Genomic DNA, 24,007 nt, shown 5'->3' on the forward strand with positions numbered 1-24,007 from the left:
TTAAGTTTTTTTAGCTGTAAAATTTGTCGCATATAATGGAACAAATGTTGTAATTGGGGTGTTTTTTATATAAAGAGCAACAATTGTAATATATCCTGTATCGTTTGTTATACTTTTCTAGAGATTATTCCGATAGTTTTGAGAGAGATAAATATTTTAAATGAAAAGCAAAAACTCGAAAAAGAGATTAGTATTAGAAATTGTTTTGATAGCACTTATGCTATTCTTTATGGTTTTTATTTTCTTTTAAAGAAATGTTTTTATTTAAATGCTATCACCAAAATTAAGTTTAACAGTAACCAAATTTTTATTAACCAATTTTATAAATGATGATAAAATTTAAAATCGCGATTCTAGCATGTTTACTTTTTAGTTTACAAAGTTTAAGTTCGCAAAACAAAACAATTACGGGTGTTGTTTCCGATTCTTCTGGAACACCATTGCCAGGAGTGTCTGTTTTAATAAAAGGGACATCAAAAGGAACTGATACAGATTTTGATGGAAAATATTCCCTATCTGTAGCTAGTTCAGGTTCTGAATTAGTTTTTTCTAGTATTGGAATGAAATCAAAAACTATTTTAGTAGGAGATAGGACAAAAATTGATGTTGTTCTAGAAGAAGATACACAATCTTTAGATGAAGTAGTAGTAGTTGGTTATGGTTCAAAGAAGAAAAGTTTAGTTACCGGAGCTATTTCAAGTATTAATAGTGAGCAAATTAAAAGTTCTTCTAATCAAAGAGTAGAACAAGTATTACAAGGTAGAACTTCAGGAGTTACAGTTTCATCTTCTTCAGGATCGCCAGGTTCTGGAGCTAAGATAAGAATTCGTGGTGCGGGTTCTAGTGGTGTTTCTTCACCATTATTTATTGTAGACGGAATGAAAGCTTCTTCTATTGCAGATATAGCGCCGAGCGATATTTCAAATATAGAAATATTAAAAGATGCAGCTTCTGCAGCTATTTATGGAACAGAAGGTGCAAATGGTGTTGTTATTATAACTACAAAAAGAGGTAAAAAAGGAGGTGTAAAAGTTTCTTTTAATTCTCAAACTACAATTCAATCATTAAGAACTAATATTGAATTAATGGATTCGTCTCAATTTGTTCAATATATGCAAGAAGCTGGTAATGCTAGTGTTGTAGATAATGGATATTCTACAAATTGGATTGATGAGAGTTTTTCATCAGCAATAATGAAAAGAAATGATATTAGTTTATCTGGTGCTACAGAGAAATTTTCTTATTATACTTCAGCATCACTTCTAGATCAAGATGGTATTATTACAGGAGATAATTCTTCTTTTAAAAGATCTACTTTTAGAGTAAACTTAAAAGCTGATATTACAAAATGGTTAGAAGCAGGAGTAAATACTACGTATTCGTCTTCAGATAAATCAGGTATTCCAGAAAATAGTGATACAAGAGGTGTAATTCAAAACGCACTTATATTAGATCCTTTAACACCAGTAACTTATCCAAATGGTCAAGTTCCTCAATCTGTAAGAGATAATGCAACAAATAATAATGTACCATTGTTAACAGATAATAATGGTAATGTTTATGGATATCCAAGTTATTCTACTGGAGAAGTAATCAATCCTGTTGCATATGCAAACAGAATTAATAAAAGCACGGTAGATTCTTATCAATTTTTAACCTCAGCATATTTAAAATTTAAATTATTTGATGGATTTAACTTTACAACTAGGTTAGGATATGATAAAAATGAATGGGATACAAAAACAACAATAAATCCCTATTATGTTACATCAGAAGCTGCAAATACAGCATATACTGGTTCTCAAAATGTAGTAGAGTCTGAAAGATGGTTATGGGAAAACTTTGCTTCTTATGAAAAAGCAATTGGTGAACATAATTTTAAATTATTAGCAGGTTATTCTGCTGAAGAAACAAGAATAACAACTCCAATATCTAGGAGTGGTTCTTCTGCTATCGCTAATTTTGTTGGCTTTGATTTTGATTTACCAGACTTTAATACTCAAGTAAACTTAATAGACCCTTCTCCAGATAATATGGTTTCTATTTTTGGTAGATTTTCATATGATTATGCAGATAAATATTTATTTGAAGCTTCACTTAGAAGAGATAAGTCAGATAAATTTCCAACAGCAAATAAAGCGGGTACTTTTCCTGCATTTTCAGTTGGTTGGGTTGCATCAAAAGAAGATTTTTGGAATGATGATTCTAAAATTGATTACCTTAAACTAAGAGCAAGTTGGGGTCAAAACGGAAGTAGAAGTAATTTAAGAGGTAATTCAGATAAAACATTTATCACTTCTACCATTAATGGACAACCAATTGATTATTTAGGTAATGTTGGTGCTCAAATTACAGGGTATTCTAATTTAAATTTAGTTTGGGAAACATCTGAACAATTAGATTTAGGTGTAGATTTAAGAGCTTTGGATAATAGATTAAAGTTTTCTGTAGATTATTATAAGAAAACAACAAGAGATGCAATTGTTAGTAATGGAGCATTAATAACGCCAGGTTCAGCTGGTTTTGTTTCTAATGAATTTAATGCAGGTACTATTGAAAATAAAGGTTTTGAATTTGAACTTGGATATGGTGATAGTACAGAAAAAGGATTAAGATATCAAATTAGTGCAAATTTATCTACTTTACAAAATAAAGTAACAGAAATTCTTTTTGTACCAGAAGGTACATCTCTTGTTGGAGCTTCTGCGCCTCAAAACCCAGATGGAGTTACAAGGTTTACAGAAGGATTACCATCTTGGTATTTTTATGGATTTAAAACAAACGGAATAGATCCTGCGACAGGTGAAGTAATAAAAGTTGATACAGATGGTGATGGTAACATTACAAATGCAGACAAAACTAAAATAGGTACACCACATCCAGATGTTTTATTTGGAGGAAATATCAGTTTAGGTTATAAAGCTTTTGATTTTAATTTACAATTTCAAGGAACAGTAGGAAATGATATCATATCAACATATCATCAACCATCAAGGCCTATTACAAATAAGCCAGTTCATTTTTTCACTAATAGATGGCAAAAAGCTGGAGATGTTGCTAGTTTTCCTGGAGCTGCTAATGTTATAGGTTCTTATGATACTGATTTAGTTGTTGAAGATGGATCATTTATGAGAATAAAGCAAATTCAATTTGGGTATACATTTTCAGAAAAATTAATAAGTAAAATACGTGTTAAAAATTTAAGAGCATATATTTCTTTTGATGACTTTTTTACTTTTACAAGTTTTAAAGGGTTAGATCCAGAGATTGGTAACTTTAACTTTAATTCTTTAGGTGTAGATAGAGGGTTTTACCCTACAGCTGCAAAAGCAGTATTCGGACTTTCTTTAGACTTTTAATAATAAATAATTAATATTATGAAAAAAATAATAAAAACTACAATTGTAGTACTTTTTCTAGGGATTTTTGCTTGTAGCGAAGATTTTACAGAGAACCTAAGATTAAATGTGCAAGATTTAGAAGCATTTTTTCTTGAAGAAGCTAATGTAGAATCAGCTGTAACAGGAATTTATGACCTAATGCAATTTAATTACGGTAGAGATTGGCATAGTGTCTTTTTGGTAAAACTTTTGCCTGGAGATGATGCAAATGCAGCAGGAGGTAATTCAGAAGATCAACCTCAATTACAATCTATAGATGATTTTGATAATGTATCACCTTCAAATGTTTCAATTTCTAGTGTATGGGATCATTTTTATAGAACAATTGCTTTATCTAATTTGGTTATTGAAAACATAAAAGATTCTAATTTAAGTAACAAAAATACTGCTTTAGCAGAAGCAAAATTTTTGAGAGCTTGGTCTTATTTTGAATTAACAACCATGTTTGGTGATATTCCATTACGTTTAACTGTACCTACAAGTACTGAAGAGTTTGGAATTGCAAAATCTTCTAGAGCAGATATTTATAATCAAATTGAATTAGATTTAAATGATGCGATAGGTTCTTTACCAGATAAAAGCGTATTGGGTACAAGTTATAAAGTCTCAAAAGGAGCAGCACAAGCCTTAATGGGGAAAGTTTTAGTGTTTCAAGGTAAATATGGAGATGCTATTCCATTCTTTAGTAGTGTGATTAATAATCCAGCTCACGATTTAGAAGCTACTCCAGCTGATGTATGGAGTATTAATAGCGAATTTGGAAAAGAATCATTATTTGAAATTGGATTTGTTTCAACTTCAGCAAGAGATTGGGGTAATATTGCTTGGGGAGGTAGAACTGAAAGTAATCTTCATATTCAATTAATGGGACCAAGAGGTGATGGAATTTTTGATGTTGCTGCAATTAATTTATTAAACGGTTGGGGTTTTAACTTACCAACAAAAAAATTAATGGATGCATTTGACACCGCTGGAGATACAAATAGAAAAAGAGCAACAGTAATGACTGAAGCTGAACTAATTGCTGCTGGTGGAGGTGTAGATCAATCTAAAGCAACTGGTGGAGCAGTTTGGGATTATGAAGGAGGAATTAGAGTGAAATATGGAACCAAAGCTGAAGATACAAGTGCAGGTGGAGTAAGAGAGTTAAATTACTCTACAAATTTTAGATTATTTAGATATGCAGAGGTTTTGTTATTAGCTGCAGAAGCTTATAATAAAGCTGGAGGTCAAGATTCAGCTGCAAGAATTGAGTTAAATAAAGTTAGAAAAAGAGCTGGTTTAGCTGATGTTTCTACTACATTATCAGGAGATGCTTTATTTGAAGCAATTGTAGCAGATAAATTTTTAGAATTGGCTCATGAAGGACAACGTTTTTGGGATTTAGTTCGTTGGAGTAAAGCTAGTACTGAATTAGCCGGTACTAATTATTCGCCTACAAATAACTTATTTCCAATTCCTATCACAGAAATTGATAAAAATTCAGAATTAACAACAGCTGATCAAAATCCTGGATATTAAAACATAGAAATTGTTTTTAGTGTAATTAATTGTAAAAAAGCAGTGTACAGGTTTTAGTATACTGCTTTTTTTATATTTGTTTATTATAATTAGAATGATGCATAAAAAAAGTTTAAAATTATTATTGTTATTAACTGTTATTAGTTGTGTTACTGATAAAAATATGTTGGATGATACCACAGTTTTTACCAAGCTAAAATCTATTAAAACAAATATTACGTTTAGTAATAATTTAACAGAAACAGATTCCTTAAATTATTTTAAATACACATCTATTTATATGGGAGGTGGTGTTTCTGTTGGAGATATAAATAATGATGGTTTAGTAGATGTTTTTTTTACAGGAAATCAAGTTAATAATAAGTTATATTTAAATAAAGGAAATCTTCTTTTTGAAGATATCACGGATAGTGCAAATATTTTTGGTGATAATAGATGGTATACAGGTGCTACAATGGCAGATGTAAATAATGATGGATATTTAGATATCTATTGTTCTGTTGCTGGTAAAAAAGGTGTAAAAAACAATCAACTTTATATAAATAATAAAGACAATACATTTACAGAAAAAGCGAAAGAATATAAAATTGATGACATTGCAAATTCTGTGCAAGCTACTTTTTTCGATTATGATAATGATGGAGATTTAGACCTTTATGTTGCTAATTACCCAATTGGACATCCTTCAACTTCTAATATGATTTATAAATATCGAATGGAAAATGTTAAGGATAATGAAACAGATAAATTATATAGAAATGATGGAGGTTTTTTTACAAATGTATCTGAAGAAGCAGGTGTGAAAAACTATAGTTTTTCTCTTGGTATAACAGCTGCCGATATAAATAATGATGGTTGGCAAGATTTATATGTTTCTAATGATTATAGTATACCCGATTTTTTATATCTAAACAATCAAGATGGGACGTTTAAAGAAGTTGTAAAAGAAGCAACTTCTCAAACTTCTTTTTACGGAATGGGAATTGATATCTCAGATGTTAATAATGATGGACTTTTAGATGTTTTTCAAGTAGATATGGATTCTAATAATAACCGTCGACAAAAAGCAAACATGGCAAGTATGAATCCTAAACTGTTTTTTGAAACTGTTTTTTATGGTTTTCATTATCAATATATGCATAACTGTATGCAATTAAATTCTGGTATTAGTAAAAAAGGAGTTCCTAAATTTTCTAATATTTCTAGATTAACCGGTACCTCATCTACAGAATGGAGTTGGGGACCATTATTTGCTGATTTTAATAATGATGGATTTAAGGATTTATATGTTACAAATGGTACAAGAAGAGAAGTAAATAATAAAGATTTCTTTAATAAAATAGGTTCTAAAGAATATGATAAATATTCTTATTTAGAAAAGACAAAAATGATACCGAGCGAAAAAACAGATAATTTTATGTTTAAAAACTTAGGTGGACTAAATTTTGAATCTACAGGTGAAAAATGGGGGTTAAAGCATAAAGGATTTTCAAATGGAGCTGCTTATGCTGATTTAGATAATGACGGGGATTTAGAAATTATTATTAATAATATAGACGAACCAGCTACAATTTTTCAAAACAACAGTTCAAAAGATAATAATTATTTAAAAATAAGGTTAAATGGAAATTCAAAAAATAAATTTGGCTTAGGTACTAGGGTTTATACTTCAATAAAAGGGGTAACTCAAATGCAAGAACTAACATCTACAAGAGGCTTTCAATCTTCGGTAGCTCCAGAAATTCATTTTGGTTTAAATCAATCATTAAAAGTTGATAGTTTAAAAGTAGTTTGGCCAAATGGAAATTCACAATTGTTAACCAATTTAAATGGAAATCAATTACTTACATTAAACTATAAAGATGCTAAACCTTTTGAGAATGAGCGTTTAGAAAGTAATAAAAAGTTGTTTTTATCAGAAAATGAAATTATAAAATATAAACATAAAGAGAATGTTGTAAATGATTTTGATATTCAAGTTTTACTTCCACATAAAATGTCAACTTTAGGACCCGCATTAGCTGTATCTGATGTGAATAATGACGGCTTTGATGATTTTTATATTGGAGGTTCATTTGGTAAATCACCTAGTATGTATTTACAACATAAAGGAGGATTTATAAAAAATAAAATTCCTTCAATAGAAAAAGATAAACTTTCGGAAGATTTAGGCGCATTATTTTTTGATGCTGATAAAGATGGAGATAATGATTTGTATGTTGTTAGCGGAGGTTATGAATTTGCAGAAAAATCAAATATGTTACAAGATAGATTATACTTGAATGATGGTAAAGGTAACTTTGAAAAAACCACTAATAGTTTACCTAAATTTAATAGTAGTGGGGCTAAAGTTTACGAATTAGATTACGATAAAGATGGAAAGCAAGATCTTTTAGTTTTGGGTAGACAAATTCCAGGTAAATATCCATTACCAGCAACAAGTTATTTACTTAAAAATGTATCAACAAATTCCGAAGTAAAATTTAAAAACGTTAAAATTCCTTCATTTAAAGAGCTAGGAATGGCTACTTCAGCTGTTATTACCGATTTTAATAATGATGGTTGGCAAGATTTTATTATAGTAGGTGAGTGGATGCCTATACGTGCTTTTCAAAATAACAAAGGTGTTTTTGACGAAGTTTCTAATTATATGGGATTAACGAATGATACGACAGGTTGGTGGTGGAGTATTAACCAAGGTGATTTTGATAATGATGGAGATATCGATTATATTTTGGGTAATAATGGTTTAAATTATAAATACAAGGCAACACAAAACGAAACCTTTGATATCTATGTGAATGATTTTGATAAAAATAATAAAAATGACATTGTTTTAAGTTATTATAATGAAGGGAAACAATATCCTCTACGAGGCAGAGAATGCTCTTCTCAACAAATACCTGGGATAAAAAATAAATTTAAAGATTATAAAGGTTTTTCTCAAGCTACTTTAATTGATGTTTATGGGAAAAAAAATCTTGAAAATGCATTGCATTATCAAGTGAAATCTTTTGCAAGTATATATCTCGAAAATAAAGATGGAAAGTTTATAATTCATAAACTACCTATAGAAGCTCAATTTTCTAGTGTCAATCAAATATTAGTGAAGGATTACGATAATGATGGAAATTTAGATGTATTAATTGCGGGTAACCTTCATAATTCTGAAGTTGAAACTCCTAGAAATGATGCAGGATATGGATTGTTTTTAAAAGGGAAAGGAAATGGATTTTTTAATTCAATTACTCCATTAGAAAGTGGGTTTTATGTGCCTGGAGACGTTAAGGATATGGCTGAAATTATAATAAATAAAAATCGTTTTGTACTGGCGGCAAAAAATAATGATGATATTCAATTTATTAAAATACTTAAGTAATAGTTTTATTCTCTTTAACCAAGATTTGATTAAAGAGAATAAACTATATAAAGAACTATTCTTTTAAGTAAAATGTTTCTTTTAATCCTTGCGCAGAATTTGGTCCAACCCAAATATTAAATTTTCCTTCTTCAGCAGATTTTATTAATTCATGGTTCACAAATTCTAAATCTTTAGAAGAAATAGTAAAAGTAATCTCTTTTGTTTCTCCACTTTTTAAGTAAACATGTTTAAACCTTTTTAGTTCTTTTATTGGTCTTGTAATACTACCTACAATATCTTGAATATAAAGTTGAACAATTTCTTTACCATCTTTTTTACCAGAGTTTGTTATATGTGTTTTTATTTCTAATTCTTCATTGAATTTTATTTTCTTTTTTGATAATGATAAGTTATCGTATTTAAAAGTAGTATAAGTTAACCCAAAACCAAAAGGGAAATGAGGTGTAAACCCTACGTCTAAATAATGAGAATCATTACCTAAAGAACTTTGCCATGCAGCAATTGGGATTTTATCCATAGGAATAAATGAAATACTATCTGCAGGCCTACCCGTATTTTTATGATTATAAAAGAATGGAAGCTGTCCAGCTGTTTTTGGCCAAGAAACAGGTAACCTTCCTTCTGGCGAGCTTATACCATGAATAACTTCATATAATGCTTCACCACCCATTGTTCCTGGATGCCAACCCATTATAACAGCATCTACTTTGTCAATAATATTTGTTAAAGTGATTGGTCTACCTGCCATTATAATTAAAATGATAGGTTTATTTGTCTTTGCAAGTTCGTTAATTAATTCTTCTTGAGCTCCTGGAAGATCTATATTTGCTCTACTGTGAGCTTCACCAGATAAAATTGCTTCTTCTCCTCCAAAAAACAAAATAACATCAGATTTTTTAGCAGAACGAATTGCTTTTTTATACCCTTTTTTAGAGGCATCTCTACTATAATTTAACCCTTTTGAAAAGGAAAAATTTACTTTGGAGTTTTTATATGCAGTTAGAGGTGTATTGGTATGCTCTTTTTCTCCATCAAAAGACCAAGTACCTAGTTGTTCATGTGGAGCATCTGCTAAAGGACCAATAATTGCAACTTTTGTTTTTTCTGAAAGTGGCAGTATAAATTTGTTGTTTTTTAATAAAATAGTGCTTTCTATTGCTGCTTTTTTGGCTACTTTTAAATGGTTTTCTGAATAAAAATCACCTGTATGATTTTTATTTCTATGTGGATTTTTAAAAAGACCTAGCCTAAATTTAATTCGTAAAATATTTCGAACAAAGTCATTTAATTCTTTTATGCTAATTTTCTTTTCATTAATTAATGTCTTTAAATGATGTTCATAAGCTTCACTAGTCATTTCCATATCTAAACCAGCTTTTGCAGCTAATTCACCAGCATGTTTTTCATCACTAGCGTAACCATGTGCTATCATTTCTGTAACAGAATCCCAATCACTAACCACAAATCCATCAAAATTTAATTCATTCCTTAGAACATCTTTTAATAGAAATTTATTTCCAGTTGCTGGAATACCATTTATTTCATTAAATGAACTCATTACAGTTGCTGCACCTGCATCAATTGCAGACTTAAATGGAGGTAAGTAGATGTTTCTTAATAAAGGCTCACTTAAATTTACGGTATTGTAATCTCTACCGCCAATGGCAGCACCATAAGCAATATAATGTTTTGCGCAAGCAGCAATTCTATAAGGATTAGTTAAATCGTCACCTTGAAAACCTTTAACATATGCTTTTCCTAAAATTTTCGCTAAATAAGGATCTTCTCCTGGAGATTCAGCTATTCTTCCCCATCTACTATCTCTTGCGATATCCAACATTGGAGCAAATGTCCATCGTATTCCTGTTGCGGAAGCTTCAAATGCAGCAATTTCTGATGATTTTTCTACTATTTTAGAATTCCATGTTGCTGCTAATCCTAACGGAATTGGAAATATAGTCTTAAATCCATGAATAACATCTCTACCAAATATTAAAGGAATACCATTTGGACTTTCTTCAACAGCAATTCTTTGAAGTTCATCAACAAATTCTAAATTCATTATATTTAGAAAAGCGCCAACATTTCCTTTTCTAACTGATTCTTTTAAATCTTCAGGTAAAACTTTTGCTCTGCTAGAAACTCCTCTTAAATTTGTTTGACCAATTTTTTCCTCTAAAGACATTTTAGAAATTATGGATTCAATTTTCTGTTGATGAGTTGTATCTTTTATAAAAACATTTTTATTTTCTTTACAACTTAAAATAGTTAAAATACTTATTAGTAAAAGAGTTGTTTTTTTCATGATTTGATTTATTTACTTTGTTGATAAAAGTTGCTTTTTACACCTTTAACATCTGTTTTAACTTTAAATATAGAGCCAGCTAAAGGGTATTTTTTTAATTCTTCATCTGTCATATCTAATCTTGCAGAAGTAATATAAAGTATGTCTAAATTTTTGCCTCCAAAAGCACAAGAAGTTATGTTGTGTGCCGGTACTTCAATTTTAGAAATTATTTTGCCTGTTTTTGGGTTGAATCTAATTACTGCATTTCCATTCCACATACATACCCAAAGCATATTTTCTTCATCTATAGTCATTCCATCAGGAAAACCTAAAGAAGTTGGTATTTGTACAGCAATTTTTGGATTGGAAATTTCACCGGTTTCATTATTATAATCATACCCTTTAATTTGAGAAGTAGGAGTGTCTATATAATACATCGTTTTTTTATCAGATGTCCATACTATTCCGTTAGATATAGTAACACTGTCTATTTTTTTCACAAAAGAACTATCTGAGTTAATTGTATATAAGTTTGCTTTTCCTTTTTCTTGATTAAGATGCATTGATCCAACCCAAAATCTTCCAGAAGGATCGCATTTTCCATCATTTAACCTACTTTTTGGTAGCGCTTCGGACATATCAATAAACAGGTTGTTTTTGCCAGAATTTATATTCATTTTATAAACCCCATCTTCTAAAGCAATAAGCGCTTCTTCTTTTGTGAAAGGGACTACTGTTCCTATTCTTGACTTAGTGCTTATAACTCTGTTTTGTTTTGTTTTGGGATTATAAATGTTTAATTTTTTTCCTTCTATATCAACCCAGTATAGCTTTTGAGTTTTATAATTCCAGAGAGCACCTTCACCTAAACTGGCTTTTACTTTATATTCTAAACTGGCTAAATTTTTAATGTTTGTGACTTTTTTTGTTGTTGATACATTGCAATTTATAAGTGAAATAAAAATGCAAAAAAGGACTGTTTTTTTTATCAATGTGGATAGTTTATTTTTTTAAAAAATCAAACAGTGCAAAAATAAAATCACACTGTCTGAACAATTAACTCAACTTAACTCAATATTAATTAATTTTAATTTTTAATTTTTTAGATATATCATTAGATGCATTTCCAACATATATATTGTAATCTCCCTTCTCTATTGTCCAGTCAGATATTTTTTCATTGTAGTATGCTAATTTGGAGGCATCAACAGTAATTGAGACTGTTTCTTTATTACCTTTATCTAAATAAACTTTCATAAAACCTTTTAACTCTTTAACGGCTCTTTTTACGTCAGAATTTTCTTTACCAACATAGACTTGAACTACTTCAGCTCCTTTCATATCACCGATATTAGAAACATCACATTTAATAATAATTTTATCATTTTCAGAATATGATTTTCTATCTGAAGTAATGTTAGATAATTCAAAATTTGTATAAGACATACCGAAACCAAAAGCATATTGAGGTTCAATATTTTTTGTGTCATGCCAACGATAACCAACTAAAATATCTTCTTTATAATGCTGTGTAAAGTTTACACCAGGATAAGAAGTATCTCCAAAAGAATGTGCAGCATTGTCTTCTAATTTTTTTGGAAATGAGAATGGTAGTTTTCCAGATGGATTTACATCACCACTAACAACATCTGCAATTGCCGTACCTGCCATGCTACCTAAATACCAAGTTTGTATTAGACCTTGTACATTTGGTAAAAAACTCATATCAACAGCATTACCCGTTAATAAGAGCATTCCTAAATTAGGGTTAACGTTTTTAAGTTCTTTAATGAATTTTTCTTGTTTGTAGGGTAGTTTATAAGATCTTCTGTCATCTCCTTCACAATCTTGTAAATGACTTTTATTTAATCCTCCAACATATAAAACGATATCTGCTTTTCTGGCAGTATTAATAGCTGCTATTCTTAAAGAATCTTGATTTAATTTTGCAGGCATAATTACATCATACATAGATGGACCTGTTTCATATCCCATAGAGTGTATAACTGTGGCGTTTTTAAATCGTCTCTTAATCCCTTCTAAAGGAGAAATTTCAAACTTAGGTTTTAATTCAGAAGAACCTCCACCTGCCGTCATAGAACGAGTAGCATTTTCTCCAATTACAGCAATTGTTATATTTTTATTATCTTTAATTGGGAAAAAATTGTCTTCATTTTTTAATAAAACTATTCCTTCAGTAGCTACTTTTCTTGCTACCTGATGATGTTCTTTTGTATTTACGTTCCCTAATGGACGATTTTTACTCATGTTAGTTCTATACATTAATCTTAAAATTCTACGAACTTTTTTATCAACTAAATCTTCACTTAGTTCTCCTTTTTTTATTGCTTCTAAAAAAGGATTAGCAAGAAAATATTGATCATAATGGTTTGCTGTAGTTGTACCTAAACCATCAGTACCAGTACCCATTTCTAGATCTAAACCATATGTAGCAGCTTCTTTAGTTGTATGGGCAGAACTCCAATCACTAATTACAACACCATCATACTTCCAATCTTTTTTAAGGATTTTTGTTGTCAGAATTTTATGATGCGTAGTATATTGACCTCTAAATTTATTATAAGCCCCCATTATTGCCCAAACGCCAGCTTCTTGTACAGATGCTTTAAAAGCTGGTAGATAAATTTCGTGTAATGCTCTATCACTTACTTCTACATTTACTTTATCCCTCCATTTTTCTTGATTATTTAAAGCATAATGTTTTACACAAGCTGCAACACCATTTTTTTGTACATTTTTAATATAAGGTACTACTAAAGTTGAAGCCAAAAATGGATCTTCTCCCATATATTCAAAATTTCTTCCATTCATTGGTGTTCTATATGTATTTACTCCAGGACCAAGAAGAACGTCTTTCTTTCTGTATCTGGCTTCTTCTCCTAAACTAAACCCATATTCACCAGCTAATTTGGGGTTAAAAGAGGCGGCTAAACATGTTAAAGCTGGAAAAGCAGTAATAGAATCATTTGTCCAGCCTGCATAATCCCAAGAATCCCAACTAATTTCTGCTCTTACACCATGTGGTCCATCAGCCATCCAAATTTCTGGAATTCCTAACCTGCCAACACCTTTTGTGCTAAATTTAGATTGCGCATGCGTCATTGCTACTTTTTCTTCTAATGTTAATAATGATAATACACTATCTATTTTTCTTTCTATTTTTATTGAGTTTGAAGATGTTGAATTTCTATCTTTATTTTCAGAGCATGAAAAAAAGATAAACAAGGATAATGTAATTGAAAAAATTGTAATTAAGTTTTTGAAACTTGTTTTCATAAAAGAATTTATTAGTAAATGTTTATTTGCTTTAAAGTTTTGATAAAATTACTTTCCTGGCTGTGTTTTTAGTAAAACGAATGTGGCTAAGATTAAAACAATTGTTGCAAAAATTATTTTAAAGACTGTAATAACTTAAAAGAAGCTTAAAATGTTTATTATTTTTCAAAATTTTAAAAGACATTTATCGTCTCATTTTAATTGAAACTTTTATTGTTTTAAAACTTACTCTTTTTAGAAAAATAAAACATGTTGTATTTTCTTATCATGTTACTTTTTTGAATAAGAAAACAAAGGGCTACTAAATGAAGTTAAAATAAAATCTATTTCCCGATACAAAACGAAGAAAAAATATGCCCAAGAATATCCTTGTCAACATCATATTCTCCAGTAATGTTTCCTAAATGACGTAAACATTCTCTAATATCAATAGAAAATAAGTCGGTAGAGATTTCTAAGTCAATACCTTCCTGAACAGAAGAAATGGCTTGTAAAGCATTGTTTAAGGCTTCAAAATGACGAGAATTAGAAACAATGGTTTCATTATTACTTAATGCGCCAATATTTACTAAAGAAGTTAATTCGTTTTTCAATTCTTCTATACCTGTTTTTTGTTTTGCCGAGAGTAGTATTAAATCTTCAATTTCCGATTGTAAGATAGAAGAATCATGACAAGATAATGTATCTACTTTATTAGCAATAACAAGCAATCTTTTATTAGGGAAACGTTCTTTAATTGTTTCAATTTCTTGTGAAAAATCTTCACTAGAATGGATGTACGTGTTTGAGTCTATTAAAAAAATGATTAGTTGAGCATTGTCAGCTTTTTCATAGGCTTTTTTTATCCCAATACTTTCAATTACATCTTCTGTTTCTCTAATTCCAGCGGTATCAATAAATCTAAAAGCAACACCGTCTATAATAATTTCATCTTCTATTGCATCACGAGTCGTTCCAGCAATATCAGAAACTATGGCTTTTTCTTCATTTAATAGCGCGTTTAGCAAAGTAGATTTACCAACATTAGGTTCACCAATAATAGCAACAGGAATACCGTTTTTCATGGCGTTTCCAAATGAAAAAGAGTCAATTAAACGTTTTAAAACAAACGTTATTTTTGATACTAGTTCTTTAAACTTAGTTCTATCAGCAAATTCTACATCTTCACCAGAAAAATCAAGCTCTAGCTCAATTAAAGCAGCAAAATCTAATAATTGAGCGCGTAATTCTTTTAATTCGTTGGTAATACCGCCACGCATTTGCTGAATTGCCATTTGATGACTTGCAGCCGAATTCGAAGCAATTACATCTGCAACAGCTTCAGCTTGAGATAAATCCATCTTGCCATTTAGAAAAGCACGCATGGTAAATTCACCATTATCTGCCATTCTACATCCTTTTTGTAAAAATAACTGAATAATTTCTTGTTGAATAAAACTAGAACCATGGCATGATATTTCAACCACATTTTCTCCGGTATAAGAATTCGGATTTTTAAAAACAGAAACTAAAACTTCGTCTATAATTCGATCATTATCAATAATATGACCTAAATGAATCGTATGTGTTTTTTGCTTTAAAAGCGATTTTTTTGCTGAAACTGATTTAAAATTATGGCTTACAACATCAATAGCATTTTCACCAGAAAGTCTAATAATAGCAATGGCACCAACTCCAGAAGGAGTAGCCAAAGCAATAATGGTATCGTTAAAATTATCTTGCAAAATAATAGTATTTAAACACAGCAAATATACATAGTAAATTAAGTACTTAGAATTCATTTTTGTAACAAAACAAGAAATTAAGCGTCAAATTAATGTAGCTAAACAATAACAACACAGATGAAAGAAAATAAACAACTACTCGTTTTAACCCATTTAAGTCAACTTTTGGACTTTGTAACCGGAATTGGAGGATTTATAGTTCCATTAATTTTATGGATTACAAAAAAGGATGAAATTAGAAATATGGATCAACATGGAAAAGCAATTTTAAACTTTAGAATTTCAATGTTTATCTACGTATTATTATGTATTCCTGCGGTATTATTATTCGGATTAGGGCTTCTTGGGTTTTTAGTAATCGGAATTTTTTACTTAATATTTCCAATTATGAATGCTATAAAAGCAAGCAATAATGAAACACCTAGTTATCCGTTTAGTATCAATTTTATTCACTAAACATAACTTCTATATATTTGAATTAATGAATTATCGCTCTTTTTAAGGGCGATTTTTTTATGGCGTTTCCTTTCAGGTCAGGCTTTTCGCACTCGCTTTTTGTTCATGCTTCACAAAAGAGCTCAAACAAAGCTTCAATCCTTAACGCGGGCTTGTAAATAAAGGGTAGAGTAGTGGTGCTAATGAATTGCTTGTCTAATAAAGTCTTCGTATTCGTAGAAAAATAATTCTAGTTTCGGCATGGTATCAACATAGAATTCGTAACAATCTCTCCAAGTATTTTTATTGTGAATGCTAAATTTTTTATCAAAAGGAATATAAATTCTTTTGATAACTTTTCTATTATCTAGTTCATATGCTTCATTAAAAATTACTTCAGGAAGTTCGGTTTCTAATAATGCTTTTAAAGACAATAATTGATCGTACAGAAGTTCATTAGCGATTTCGTCAGGATGCTCTATATCTAAACACACCATTGCTTTTTTTCTATCAGCAACAAATTTAAAAGCAAAACCTTTAATTCTAGTGTGATAGAGTAGCCATTTTTTAGGAAACGACTTTCCAAAACTAGTCCAAAATTCTTTTCGTAGCTGTGCAGCTTCTTCTTTAGAGAACATCTACTCTTAGATTAAAAGGTTTTCATTTTTGATAACTGATAACTGATAACTGAAATCATCCGTGAATTTTAGCAGAATTTCCTCTTTCTTTCATCATTTCTGCTTCAAACTCTAAAAGAGCATTCCATTTTTCATCTACAATTGCTCTATCTTGATATTGTCTTGCAAATCCTAAAAATAACGTATAATGATTTGCTTCAGAAATCATTAAATCTTTATAGAATTTAGACAATTCTTGGTCTTCCATATTTTCTGAGAAAACTTTAAAACGCTCGCAACTTCTAGCTTCAATTAAAGCAGCTATTAATAATCGTTGTACTAAAGCATTAGTTCTGTCTTTTGTTTTTGTGAAGAATTTTTGAAGTCTTATAGCGTAATCATTTTTTTGCTCTCGACCTAAAACCATTCCGCGATTTGCCATAAAATCGTGTACCATTTTAAAATGCTGCATTTCTTCAATAGCAATTTCACTCATTGCTTTAACAAGCTCAGTTTCTTCAGAATAATTAATTATGATAGAAACTGCATTTGATGCTGCTTTTTGCTCTAAAAAAGCATGATCTGTTAATATTTGCTGTAAGTTATCTTTAGCAATATCTGCCCAAGAAGTTTTTGTTTCAAATTGTAATCCTAACATCTTTTATTTTTTTGTACTAATAGTCTTCGTTAAACGAACACCAAAATCTGCTAAAGATTTTATCTCTTTTACGCTAGCTAATCTTTCTTTACCAATGATTAAAAGCCCGTTATTAATAGCTTCTATATGATAGTATTGATTGCTTTCAAAAAATAAAACGAGCTCATCATTAAAAAATGATCTTATTTTTTCTTCATTTTTACCAGATAAGAAAAAGCGTTTAGAAAAATCGGGATGATTCTCAATATTAATGTCGTTATAACCTGCAAAATGATAAATGTATTCGAAAATACCTTCTTTATCTAACGTAAATTTAGGGATTTCCTCTTTCTGAATATCAATATAAAGCATGGTGGCTTTAATCACTTGTTTTGCAATCATCTCACCTTCAGAAAATTGAATATCAAAAAGAGAACAGTTTTCGTTTGATAAAATATTTGATACTTTATCTATTTTTCTTGTTTTAAAATAACCAAACTGTGGTAATTGGGTAACTTCTTCTAAAGGAAAAGCATCATAATTCCAATGCATTTCTTCACTAATTTTCTGAATAGATTTTTGTCGTTTTGTTAAAACTCCCTTAACAGGTATCATTTGTTTAGGTAAGGTTTTACGTAATGCAAAAGGATGCTCGCTTCCAGATTTAGAATCATCTAAACCAATAACTTCAAAATGACCACCTTTACGTTTAAAGCTCTCAGCATAATTACTCATGTTTTCCATTACAGAATGATCTACAAAATCACATAGAGAAAAATCAATTATTGCTTCTTCACTTTCCGGTATTTGATCCAATTTAGATTTTAGTTTTGTGTAGTTTAAAAAACTAGAAAAGTTCTTTACACTTACATAATATTTCTCGTCTTCTTTAAACATTAAAACATTCGGTTTTAAGGTATTCTTAAAAAAGAGTAATGCATTTTTATTAATGATGATATGAATGATAAATGTTATAAGTATACCTATAAGTATTCCTGTAATTAAACTAGTTGAAATGGTTGTAAATAAGGTGATTAAAAAAATAATTAACTGTTCTTTTCCTATTTTAAAAACCTTTCTTATATTTTCTGGAGAAGCTAATTTATAACCTGTATAAACTAATATTGCAGCTAAAGCAGGAAGTGGTATTTTTCTTAATTCTGATGCAAATAAAAGTATAAATAATATTAAGAAAGTTGCATGGAAAAAGTTAGCAGATCTATTGGATGCTTTGTTGTTTACATTCACCGAACTTCTTGCAATAACAGTAACAACATTTAGGCCTCCTAAGAAGCCGCTAATTACAGTTGCTAATCCTAAAGCTCTAATATCTTTATTTACGTTAGATCTTCGTTTTAAAGGGTCTAATTTATCAACAGCTTTAATGCTTAGTAAACTTTCTATACTTGCAATTAAAGTAATTGCAATGACAGCATTTATAAATTCCATTTGGTAAACTTTTCCAAAATCGGGAAAAGCAAAGTTTGATAAAATGTCATCTGGTAAATTAATTAATAAGCTTTTATCTATTGGATAATCGCTGGCTGAAAACATTTCAAAATAGTAATATAAACCCACACTTAGCACTACAATCCACATGGGTGCAGGTATTAGTTGAAAATATCTATTTCTTATCTTGCTATAAAAAACCATAATTAATAAACTAATAACACCTATTGAGCCTGCATAAAACATGCTTAAATCATCGGTTTTAAAAAAGTTTACAATTCCTTCTGGTACTTGAATTAATAAATCAATAATGCTCCCTTTTGCTTCTAGGTTTCCTAGCATTACGTGAATTTGTTTTGCGAAAATTCCAATACCAATTGCTGCTAACATCCCTTGAATGGCTGAGGCTGGAAAGAAATCACCTAAAGACCCTAATCTTAAAAACCCTAAAATTATCAACAAAGCGCCAGAAACAACAATGGCTGCAAGCGTAAAGAGAAAACCTTGGTGCATATCACCAGCTCCTAAAGTGGTAATAGCGGCAAGAATAACGACTACTAATCCGTTTCCTGGTCCCGTAATAGTTACGTTAGATCCACCTAGTAATGAAGCGACAATACCACCTACAATTGCGGCAATAACCCCAGAAATTGGCGGAGCACCAGAAGCAAGTGCTAACCCGAGTCCTAAGGGTAGTGCGATTAGTGAAACCACAAAACCAGAAAATAAGTTTTTTGGAATGTCGCCTACAAATGTTTTAAAGTTGCTTTCTTTTTTCATTATTTAACAATTAAAACATCGGTTGGTAATTCAGATAAAATGTGCTCAAGATCATGTGGGAAAATACGATCAATCAAACTTAATTTTGAAGGTGCATTCATAATTAGTAAATCTGCTCTTTTTACTTTTGCGTAATGTCCAATAGAGTATCCTCTTTTACCAAAAATACTTTGAGTTAGGATATTAATATTACTACAATCAATACCTTTAAGGATATTTTTAACTCTTAAATCTTCACGTTTTTTTAATCGTTCTTTTTCGATATTTACTTTTCTAAGAGATGTATCATCGTTGACTTTTGTATCAACTTCTGTTTGATTAATCTCTTCTACAATCGTAATTTTTTTACAACTTATTCGATTGGAAAATCGAAAAGCAAAATCAATTGTTTCTTTTGTTTTGTCATCTTTTAATCCATTAACTACTATGTGGTTACATTGTAGTTTGTTAACCGATGGTTTAATCATTAATAAGACAGAGCAAGGAGCTTTTCTGGTAAGTTTTCTAGCGATGGAACCTACATAATATTTTAATAAGTTTTCCTTCTGTAATGCACCTAAAATTAATAAGTCAATACTTTCTTCGGTGCAAGTATTTAAAATCACATCAACTGGATTTCCTTCTTTCCAAATGGTCTTAAAAGATGTATTTAATGTGTCAGCTTCTTCTAACAATAAAGATAGCTTATCTTGATTTTCTTTTGTTTTTTTTCCAACATGTACGCCAACCAATTCTGCATTTAGCATATTAGAAAGTCGAATTGCTTCAAATAAATTGGCTTTTAAATTAGGTGAAAAAGCAATCCCAATTAAAATTTTTTGAATCAAAATATTTTATATTTTTAAGATTCCGAATATAAAGGTTTATTATTGTTAAAAAAATATAATTATGATTGAATTAGCAGGTATTATAATTTTAGGGATTTTAGCGCAATGGGTAGCTTGGAAATTCAAAATTCCAGCAATTCTTCCATTAATATTAATTGGTCTTTTAGTAGGGCCAATTGCTGCTGAATTTTTTAGTGATGATGGTCAAAAATGGATAGAGCCAATTTGGAATGGAGAAAAAGGATTGTTTCCAAGAAATGGCTTGTACTACTTTGTTTCTCTAGCCATTAGTATTATTCTTTTTGAAGGTGGTTTGACCTTAAGAAAGAGTGAGATTGCTAATGTTGGTCCAGTTATTACTAAATTAATAACACTAGGTTCTGCGGTAACTTTTGTTATTTCTGCAATATTAGCTCATTATATATTTGATTTAGGTTGGGAAATCTCCATGCTTTTTTCAGCATTAATTATAGTTACAGGTCCAACGGTGATTTCACCTATACTAAGAAATGTTCCACTAAAGAAAGATGTAGCCACAGTATTAAAATGGGAAGGAATTTTAATCGACCCAATTGGAGCCTTGGTAGCCGTATTGGTTTTTGAATTTATAAGTGTTGGTGGTGGAAGTGGCTTTACTAAAACAGCATTAATGGAGTTTGGTAAAATTATTTTATTCGGAACTACCTTCGGATTTACCTTTGCACACGCACTGATATTTATTATCAATAAAAAGCTAGTCCCTCATTATTTATTAAATGTAGTTTCTTTATCTGCTGTATTGTTAGTTTTTGTGCTGTCAGATTTATTTGCTCACGAATCAGGTTTACTTGCGGTTGTAGTAATGGGAATGGTGATGGCAAATAGTAAGTTAAATAGCTTTGATGAGCTTCTATACTTTAAAGAATCGTTATCAATTTTATTAATATCAATCCTTTTTATTTTGCTAGCAGCAAACATGAATATAGATGAACTTTTATTAGTTTTTAATTGGAAGGCATTGCTACTATTTTCTTGTGTTGTCCTCGTTATACGACCGTTAGCAGTATTTTTAAGCACCTATAAATCAACCTTAAAACTAAACGAAAAACTATTTATAAGTTGGGTTGGGCCGCGTGGAATTGTTGCAGCTGGTATCGCTTCTTTATTTGGAACAAAATTAATGCAACAAGGAGTTCAAGGAGCAGAATATATTACGCCACTTGTATTTATGATTGTATTAGGAACTGTATTGTTAAATGCCACTACGGCAAGAATATTTGCAAAAATTGTAGGTGTTTTTCTTAAAAATTCTGATGCTATTGTTATCGTAGGTGCTTCAAAAGCATCGAGAGTGATTGCTGGTTATTTATTAAAAAATAATAGGAGAGTGGTGTTGTTAGATCAAAATAAAGAATATGTAAACAAAGCAAAATCAGAAGGAATAGAAGCGTTTAATATTGATATTTATAATGATAGTTTAGAAGGAAATATTGAGTTAAATGATGTTGGTTATTTAATCGCCATGACGGGAAGTGATGTAGTAAATGACTATGCAGTACATCAATTATCAGATATTTATGGAGAGCATGGAGCATTTCGATTAGCATCTTCCGTTGAGGTACGTACTAAGGAAGTTGAAAATAATGATATTTTGTTTACTCAGAAAGATGACTATATCAATTTAAATGAAAGTGCGCGTGATTTTCCTCAAATAAATGAAGTCCAAATAACTTCTGTAGAAGATTATACAACCAAACTTCAAAAAATAAATGATGAATTAAAGTCGATTCCATTATTTATTAAATCTGGAGATACTATTGATACTATTCCGAGAAAACCTATAAATAAAGTATCAGAAAATGATGTTATTGTTTATTTAGGAAAGAAATTAGAGATCTAATTCAAAAGATTGACGAAGTTTCTCCATTAATGGATTTTTCTCTTTCAATTTATTGTATTTTTCTAAAGGCGTATAGGCAAACTTTTTCTCAACGGTTTCACTTACTTTTGTAGAAATATCTAGACCGTAATTGTTTAGACTTTCCCTTAAGAACTGAATTAACTTAGGTTTTGCTCGTAACAATTGATCTTGCATTAACGAGTTGGGCAAGGTTAATTCGATACTAAAATTATCTAATAGTATGGGTTCTCCAGAAGCTAAAATAGACGCTAAACTTTTTTCTCCTTTTTCAGTTAGTTTTTCTTGATATTTAACCCAGTATTTTTCTAACTCTTTTTGTGTAAAAATATCTTTTGGGTGATTATCATAATTGATATCAATAGATTTTTTCTCTACATCTTTTTTAAGATGAACACTTTTTAAAGATAATGAAGACGTCCTTTTTGGAGCGTTCTTTAAAACAGGTTTTACAACAACTGGTTTCGGTTTTTCTAATATAGGTTTAGGTTCTTCAACAATAGAAGCTTTAGGTTTTAAAGATTTTGCTGCCGGAGAAAGAGACGTAAAAAAAGTTGCAGGAATTATGTAGTTAGCTGACTTTTTTTTTTCTCCATCAAAAGTGATAGAGGCAATTTGCATTAAAGTAAGTTCTACAAGTAGTCGTTGATTTTTACTCGCTTTGTATTTTAAATCGCACTCATTTGCTTTGTTGATGGCTTGTATTAAAAAGGTAATATTCGCCTTAGAAGATTGCTCTAAGTATCTCTTTTTTGCTGAATCTCCAACTTCTAGCAGTTCTGTGGTCAATTTATCTTTTGCAACCAATAAGTCTCTAAAATGACTTGCTAGTCCGTTTATAAAATGATGTCCTTCAAACCCTTTTGATAAGATTGAGTTGAATTCAACTAAAACATCCGGAATTTTATTAGTAAGTAATAAATCAGTCATCTTAAAAAAAGAATCATAATCTAACACATTTAAATTTTCTGTTACAGCTTCTCTTGTTAGATTATCACCAGAAAAACTAACCACTCTATCAAATATTGATAATGCATCACGCATTGCGCCATCTGCTTTTTGAGCAATAATATGCAGCGCATCATCTTCAGCAGTAATTTTCTCTTTCTCGCAAATAACTTTTAAATAGTTTTTTGCATCTAAAACACCAATTCTTTTGAAATCAAAAATTTGACAACGTGATAAAATTGTCGGTATTATTTTATGCTTTTCAGTAGTAGCTAAAATAAAGATAGCATGTGCTGGCGGTTCTTCTAAGGTCTTTAAAAAAGCATTAAAAGCTGCTTGAGATAACATGTGTACCTCATCAATGATATAAACCTTGTATTTTCCAACTTGTGGCGGAATACGTACCTGATCTGTTAAACTTCTAATATCATCCACAGAATTATTAGATGCAGCATCTAATTCAAAAATATTAAAAGCAAAATCATCATCGTTTGATGGATTGTCCTGCTGATTAATTTTTTTAGCTAAAATTCTAGCACATGATGTTTTTCCAACCCCACGTGGCCCTGTAAATAATAATGCTTGTGCTAAATGGTTGTTTTTTATAGCGTTTTCTAACGTATTTGTTATGGCTTGTTGCCCAACAACATCCTCAAAATTTTGAGGTCTGTATTTACGTGCAGAAACTATAAAATGCTCCATTTATTTTTTATAAAATTGAATAACAAATGTAGGTATCTACTTAATTTTTTACAAGAATGATTCTTAACAAAATACTAAAGTTGTAAACAATTGTATGAAGTTT

At 30.1% G+C, this 24,007-nt stretch carries 14 protein-coding genes; 5 read left to right on the top strand and 9 right to left on the bottom strand.

Annotation, left to right across the window (positions count from 1 at the left end; genetic code table 11):
* Positions 1–329 precede the first annotated feature (329 nt).
* The 3 genes from OD91_RS13040 to OD91_RS13050 all read left to right on the top strand — a co-directional run bounded on the left by OD91_RS13040 (position 330) and on the right by OD91_RS13050 (position 8,301).
* Entirely contained in the window at positions 330–3,359 is a 3,030-nt protein-coding gene (locus tag OD91_RS13040) for a SusC/RagA family TonB-linked outer membrane protein (RefSeq protein WP_255513265.1), read from the top strand.
* A gap of 18 nt (positions 3,360–3,377) precedes the next feature.
* Positions 3,378–4,922 (top strand): RagB/SusD family nutrient uptake outer membrane protein, encoded by a 1,545-nt coding sequence (locus OD91_RS13045; RefSeq protein WP_144896815.1) that lies wholly within the window; start codon positions 3,378–3,380, stop codon positions 4,920–4,922.
* 94 nt (positions 4,923–5,016) lie between these two features.
* Positions 5,017–8,301, top strand: coding sequence for a VCBS repeat-containing protein (locus OD91_RS13050; RefSeq protein ID WP_255513266.1), 3,285 nt, complete (start codon positions 5,017–5,019; stop codon positions 8,299–8,301).
* A gap of 55 nt (positions 8,302–8,356) precedes the next feature.
* Here the strand turns inward: OD91_RS13050 and OD91_RS13055 are convergent, their stop codons facing one another.
* From OD91_RS13055 to mnmE, 4 genes are all read right to left on the bottom strand, one after another.
* On the bottom strand, positions 8,357–10,609 hold the full coding sequence (locus OD91_RS13055; RefSeq protein ID WP_144896816.1) for a glycoside hydrolase family 3 N-terminal domain-containing protein: 2,253 nt from the start codon (positions 10,607–10,609) through the stop codon (positions 8,357–8,359).
* An 8-nt stretch (positions 10,610–10,617) separates the two neighbouring features.
* Complete coding sequence (locus OD91_RS13060; protein ID WP_144896817.1) at positions 10,618–11,583, bottom strand: SMP-30/gluconolactonase/LRE family protein; 966 nt, start codon at positions 11,581–11,583, stop codon at positions 10,618–10,620.
* A gap of 85 nt (positions 11,584–11,668) precedes the next feature.
* A complete protein-coding gene (locus OD91_RS13065; protein ID WP_144896818.1) occupies positions 11,669–13,888 on the bottom strand; it encodes a beta-glucosidase in 2,220 nt (739 codons plus the stop codon).
* A gap of 323 nt (positions 13,889–14,211) precedes the next feature.
* Complete coding sequence (gene mnmE / locus OD91_RS13070) at positions 14,212–15,612, bottom strand: tRNA uridine-5-carboxymethylaminomethyl(34) synthesis GTPase MnmE (protein ID WP_370511748.1); 1,401 nt, start codon at positions 15,610–15,612, stop codon at positions 14,212–14,214.
* Positions 15,613–15,729: 117 nt separating this feature from the next.
* Between mnmE and OD91_RS13075 the strand changes: the two genes are divergently transcribed.
* The gene (locus OD91_RS13075; RefSeq protein WP_144896819.1) at positions 15,730–16,068 is read left to right on the top strand and encodes a DUF4870 domain-containing protein; all 339 of its coding nucleotides are present in this window, start codon (positions 15,730–15,732) and stop codon (positions 16,066–16,068) included.
* 179 nt (positions 16,069–16,247) lie between these two features.
* On the opposite strand, the gene OD91_RS13080 is transcribed toward OD91_RS13075, so the two are convergent.
* The 4 genes from OD91_RS13080 to OD91_RS13095 are packed head-to-tail and all read right to left on the bottom strand — an operon-like array spanning position 16,248 to position 20,357.
* Positions 16,248–16,685 carry a DUF4268 domain-containing protein gene (locus tag OD91_RS13080; RefSeq protein WP_144896820.1) on the bottom strand — a complete coding sequence of 146 codons (438 nt, stop codon included), beginning with the start codon at positions 16,683–16,685 and terminating at the stop codon, positions 16,248–16,250.
* Positions 16,686–16,740: 55 nt separating this feature from the next.
* Positions 16,741–17,322 (bottom strand): tRNA-(ms[2]io[6]A)-hydroxylase, encoded by a 582-nt coding sequence (locus OD91_RS13085; RefSeq protein WP_144896821.1) that lies wholly within the window; start codon positions 17,320–17,322, stop codon positions 16,741–16,743.
* 3 nt (positions 17,323–17,325) lie between these two features.
* Complete coding sequence (locus OD91_RS13090; RefSeq protein WP_144896822.1) at positions 17,326–19,530, bottom strand: SulP family inorganic anion transporter; 2,205 nt, start codon at positions 19,528–19,530, stop codon at positions 17,326–17,328.
* Positions 19,530–20,357 carry a universal stress protein gene (locus tag OD91_RS13095; RefSeq protein ID WP_255513267.1) on the bottom strand — a complete coding sequence of 276 codons (828 nt, stop codon included), beginning with the start codon at positions 20,355–20,357 and terminating at the stop codon, positions 19,530–19,532. Before OD91_RS13095 ends, OD91_RS13090 begins: the two co-directional genes overlap by 1 nt.
* 61 nt (positions 20,358–20,418) lie before the next feature.
* Here OD91_RS13095 and OD91_RS13100 point away from each other — a divergent pair, with 61 nt between their 5' ends.
* On the top strand, positions 20,419–22,236 hold the full coding sequence (locus OD91_RS13100) for a sodium:proton antiporter (protein ID WP_144896823.1): 1,818 nt from the start codon (positions 20,419–20,421) through the stop codon (positions 22,234–22,236).
* Here OD91_RS13100 and dnaX read toward each other — a convergent pair.
* Positions 22,225–23,904 carry a DNA polymerase III subunit gamma/tau gene (dnaX, locus tag OD91_RS13105; protein WP_144896824.1) on the bottom strand — a complete coding sequence of 560 codons (1,680 nt, stop codon included), beginning with the start codon at positions 23,902–23,904 and terminating at the stop codon, positions 22,225–22,227. The genes OD91_RS13100 and dnaX overlap by 12 nt on opposite strands.
* Between the last annotated feature and the right edge of the window lie 103 nt (positions 23,905–24,007).

Source organism: Lutibacter sp. Hel_I_33_5 (genome assembly GCF_007827455.1).
Classification (GTDB): Bacteria; Bacteroidota; Bacteroidia; order Flavobacteriales; family Flavobacteriaceae; genus Polaribacter.

Coding starts and splice junctions, on each gene's coding strand:
- OD91_RS13040 (WP_255513265.1), top strand. CDS start 330: ATGATAAAATTTAAAATCGCGATTCTAGCATGTTTACTTTTTAGTTTA.
- OD91_RS13045 (WP_144896815.1), top strand. CDS start 3,378: ATGAAAAAAATAATAAAAACTACAATTGTAGTACTTTTTCTAGGGATT.
- OD91_RS13050 (WP_255513266.1), top strand. CDS start 5,017: ATGATGCATAAAAAAAGTTTAAAATTATTATTGTTATTAACTGTTATT.
- OD91_RS13055 (WP_144896816.1), bottom strand. CDS start 10,609: ATGAAAAAAACAACTCTTTTACTAATAAGTATTTTAACTATTTTAAGT.
- OD91_RS13065 (WP_144896818.1), bottom strand. CDS start 13,888: ATGAAAACAAGTTTCAAAAACTTAATTACAATTTTTTCAATTACATTA.
- OD91_RS13075 (WP_144896819.1), top strand. CDS start 15,730: ATGAAAGAAAATAAACAACTACTCGTTTTAACCCATTTAAGTCAACTT.
- OD91_RS13080 (WP_144896820.1), bottom strand. CDS start 16,685: ATGTTCTCTAAAGAAGAAGCTGCACAGCTACGAAAAGAATTTTGGACT.
- OD91_RS13085 (WP_144896821.1), bottom strand. CDS start 17,322: ATGTTAGGATTACAATTTGAAACAAAAACTTCTTGGGCAGATATTGCT.
- OD91_RS13090 (WP_144896822.1), bottom strand. CDS start 19,530: ATGAAAAAAGAAAGCAACTTTAAAACATTTGTAGGCGACATTCCAAAA.
- OD91_RS13100 (WP_144896823.1), top strand. CDS start 20,419: ATGATTGAATTAGCAGGTATTATAATTTTAGGGATTTTAGCGCAATGG.
- dnaX (WP_144896824.1), bottom strand. CDS start 23,904: ATGGAGCATTTTATAGTTTCTGCACGTAAATACAGACCTCAAAATTTT.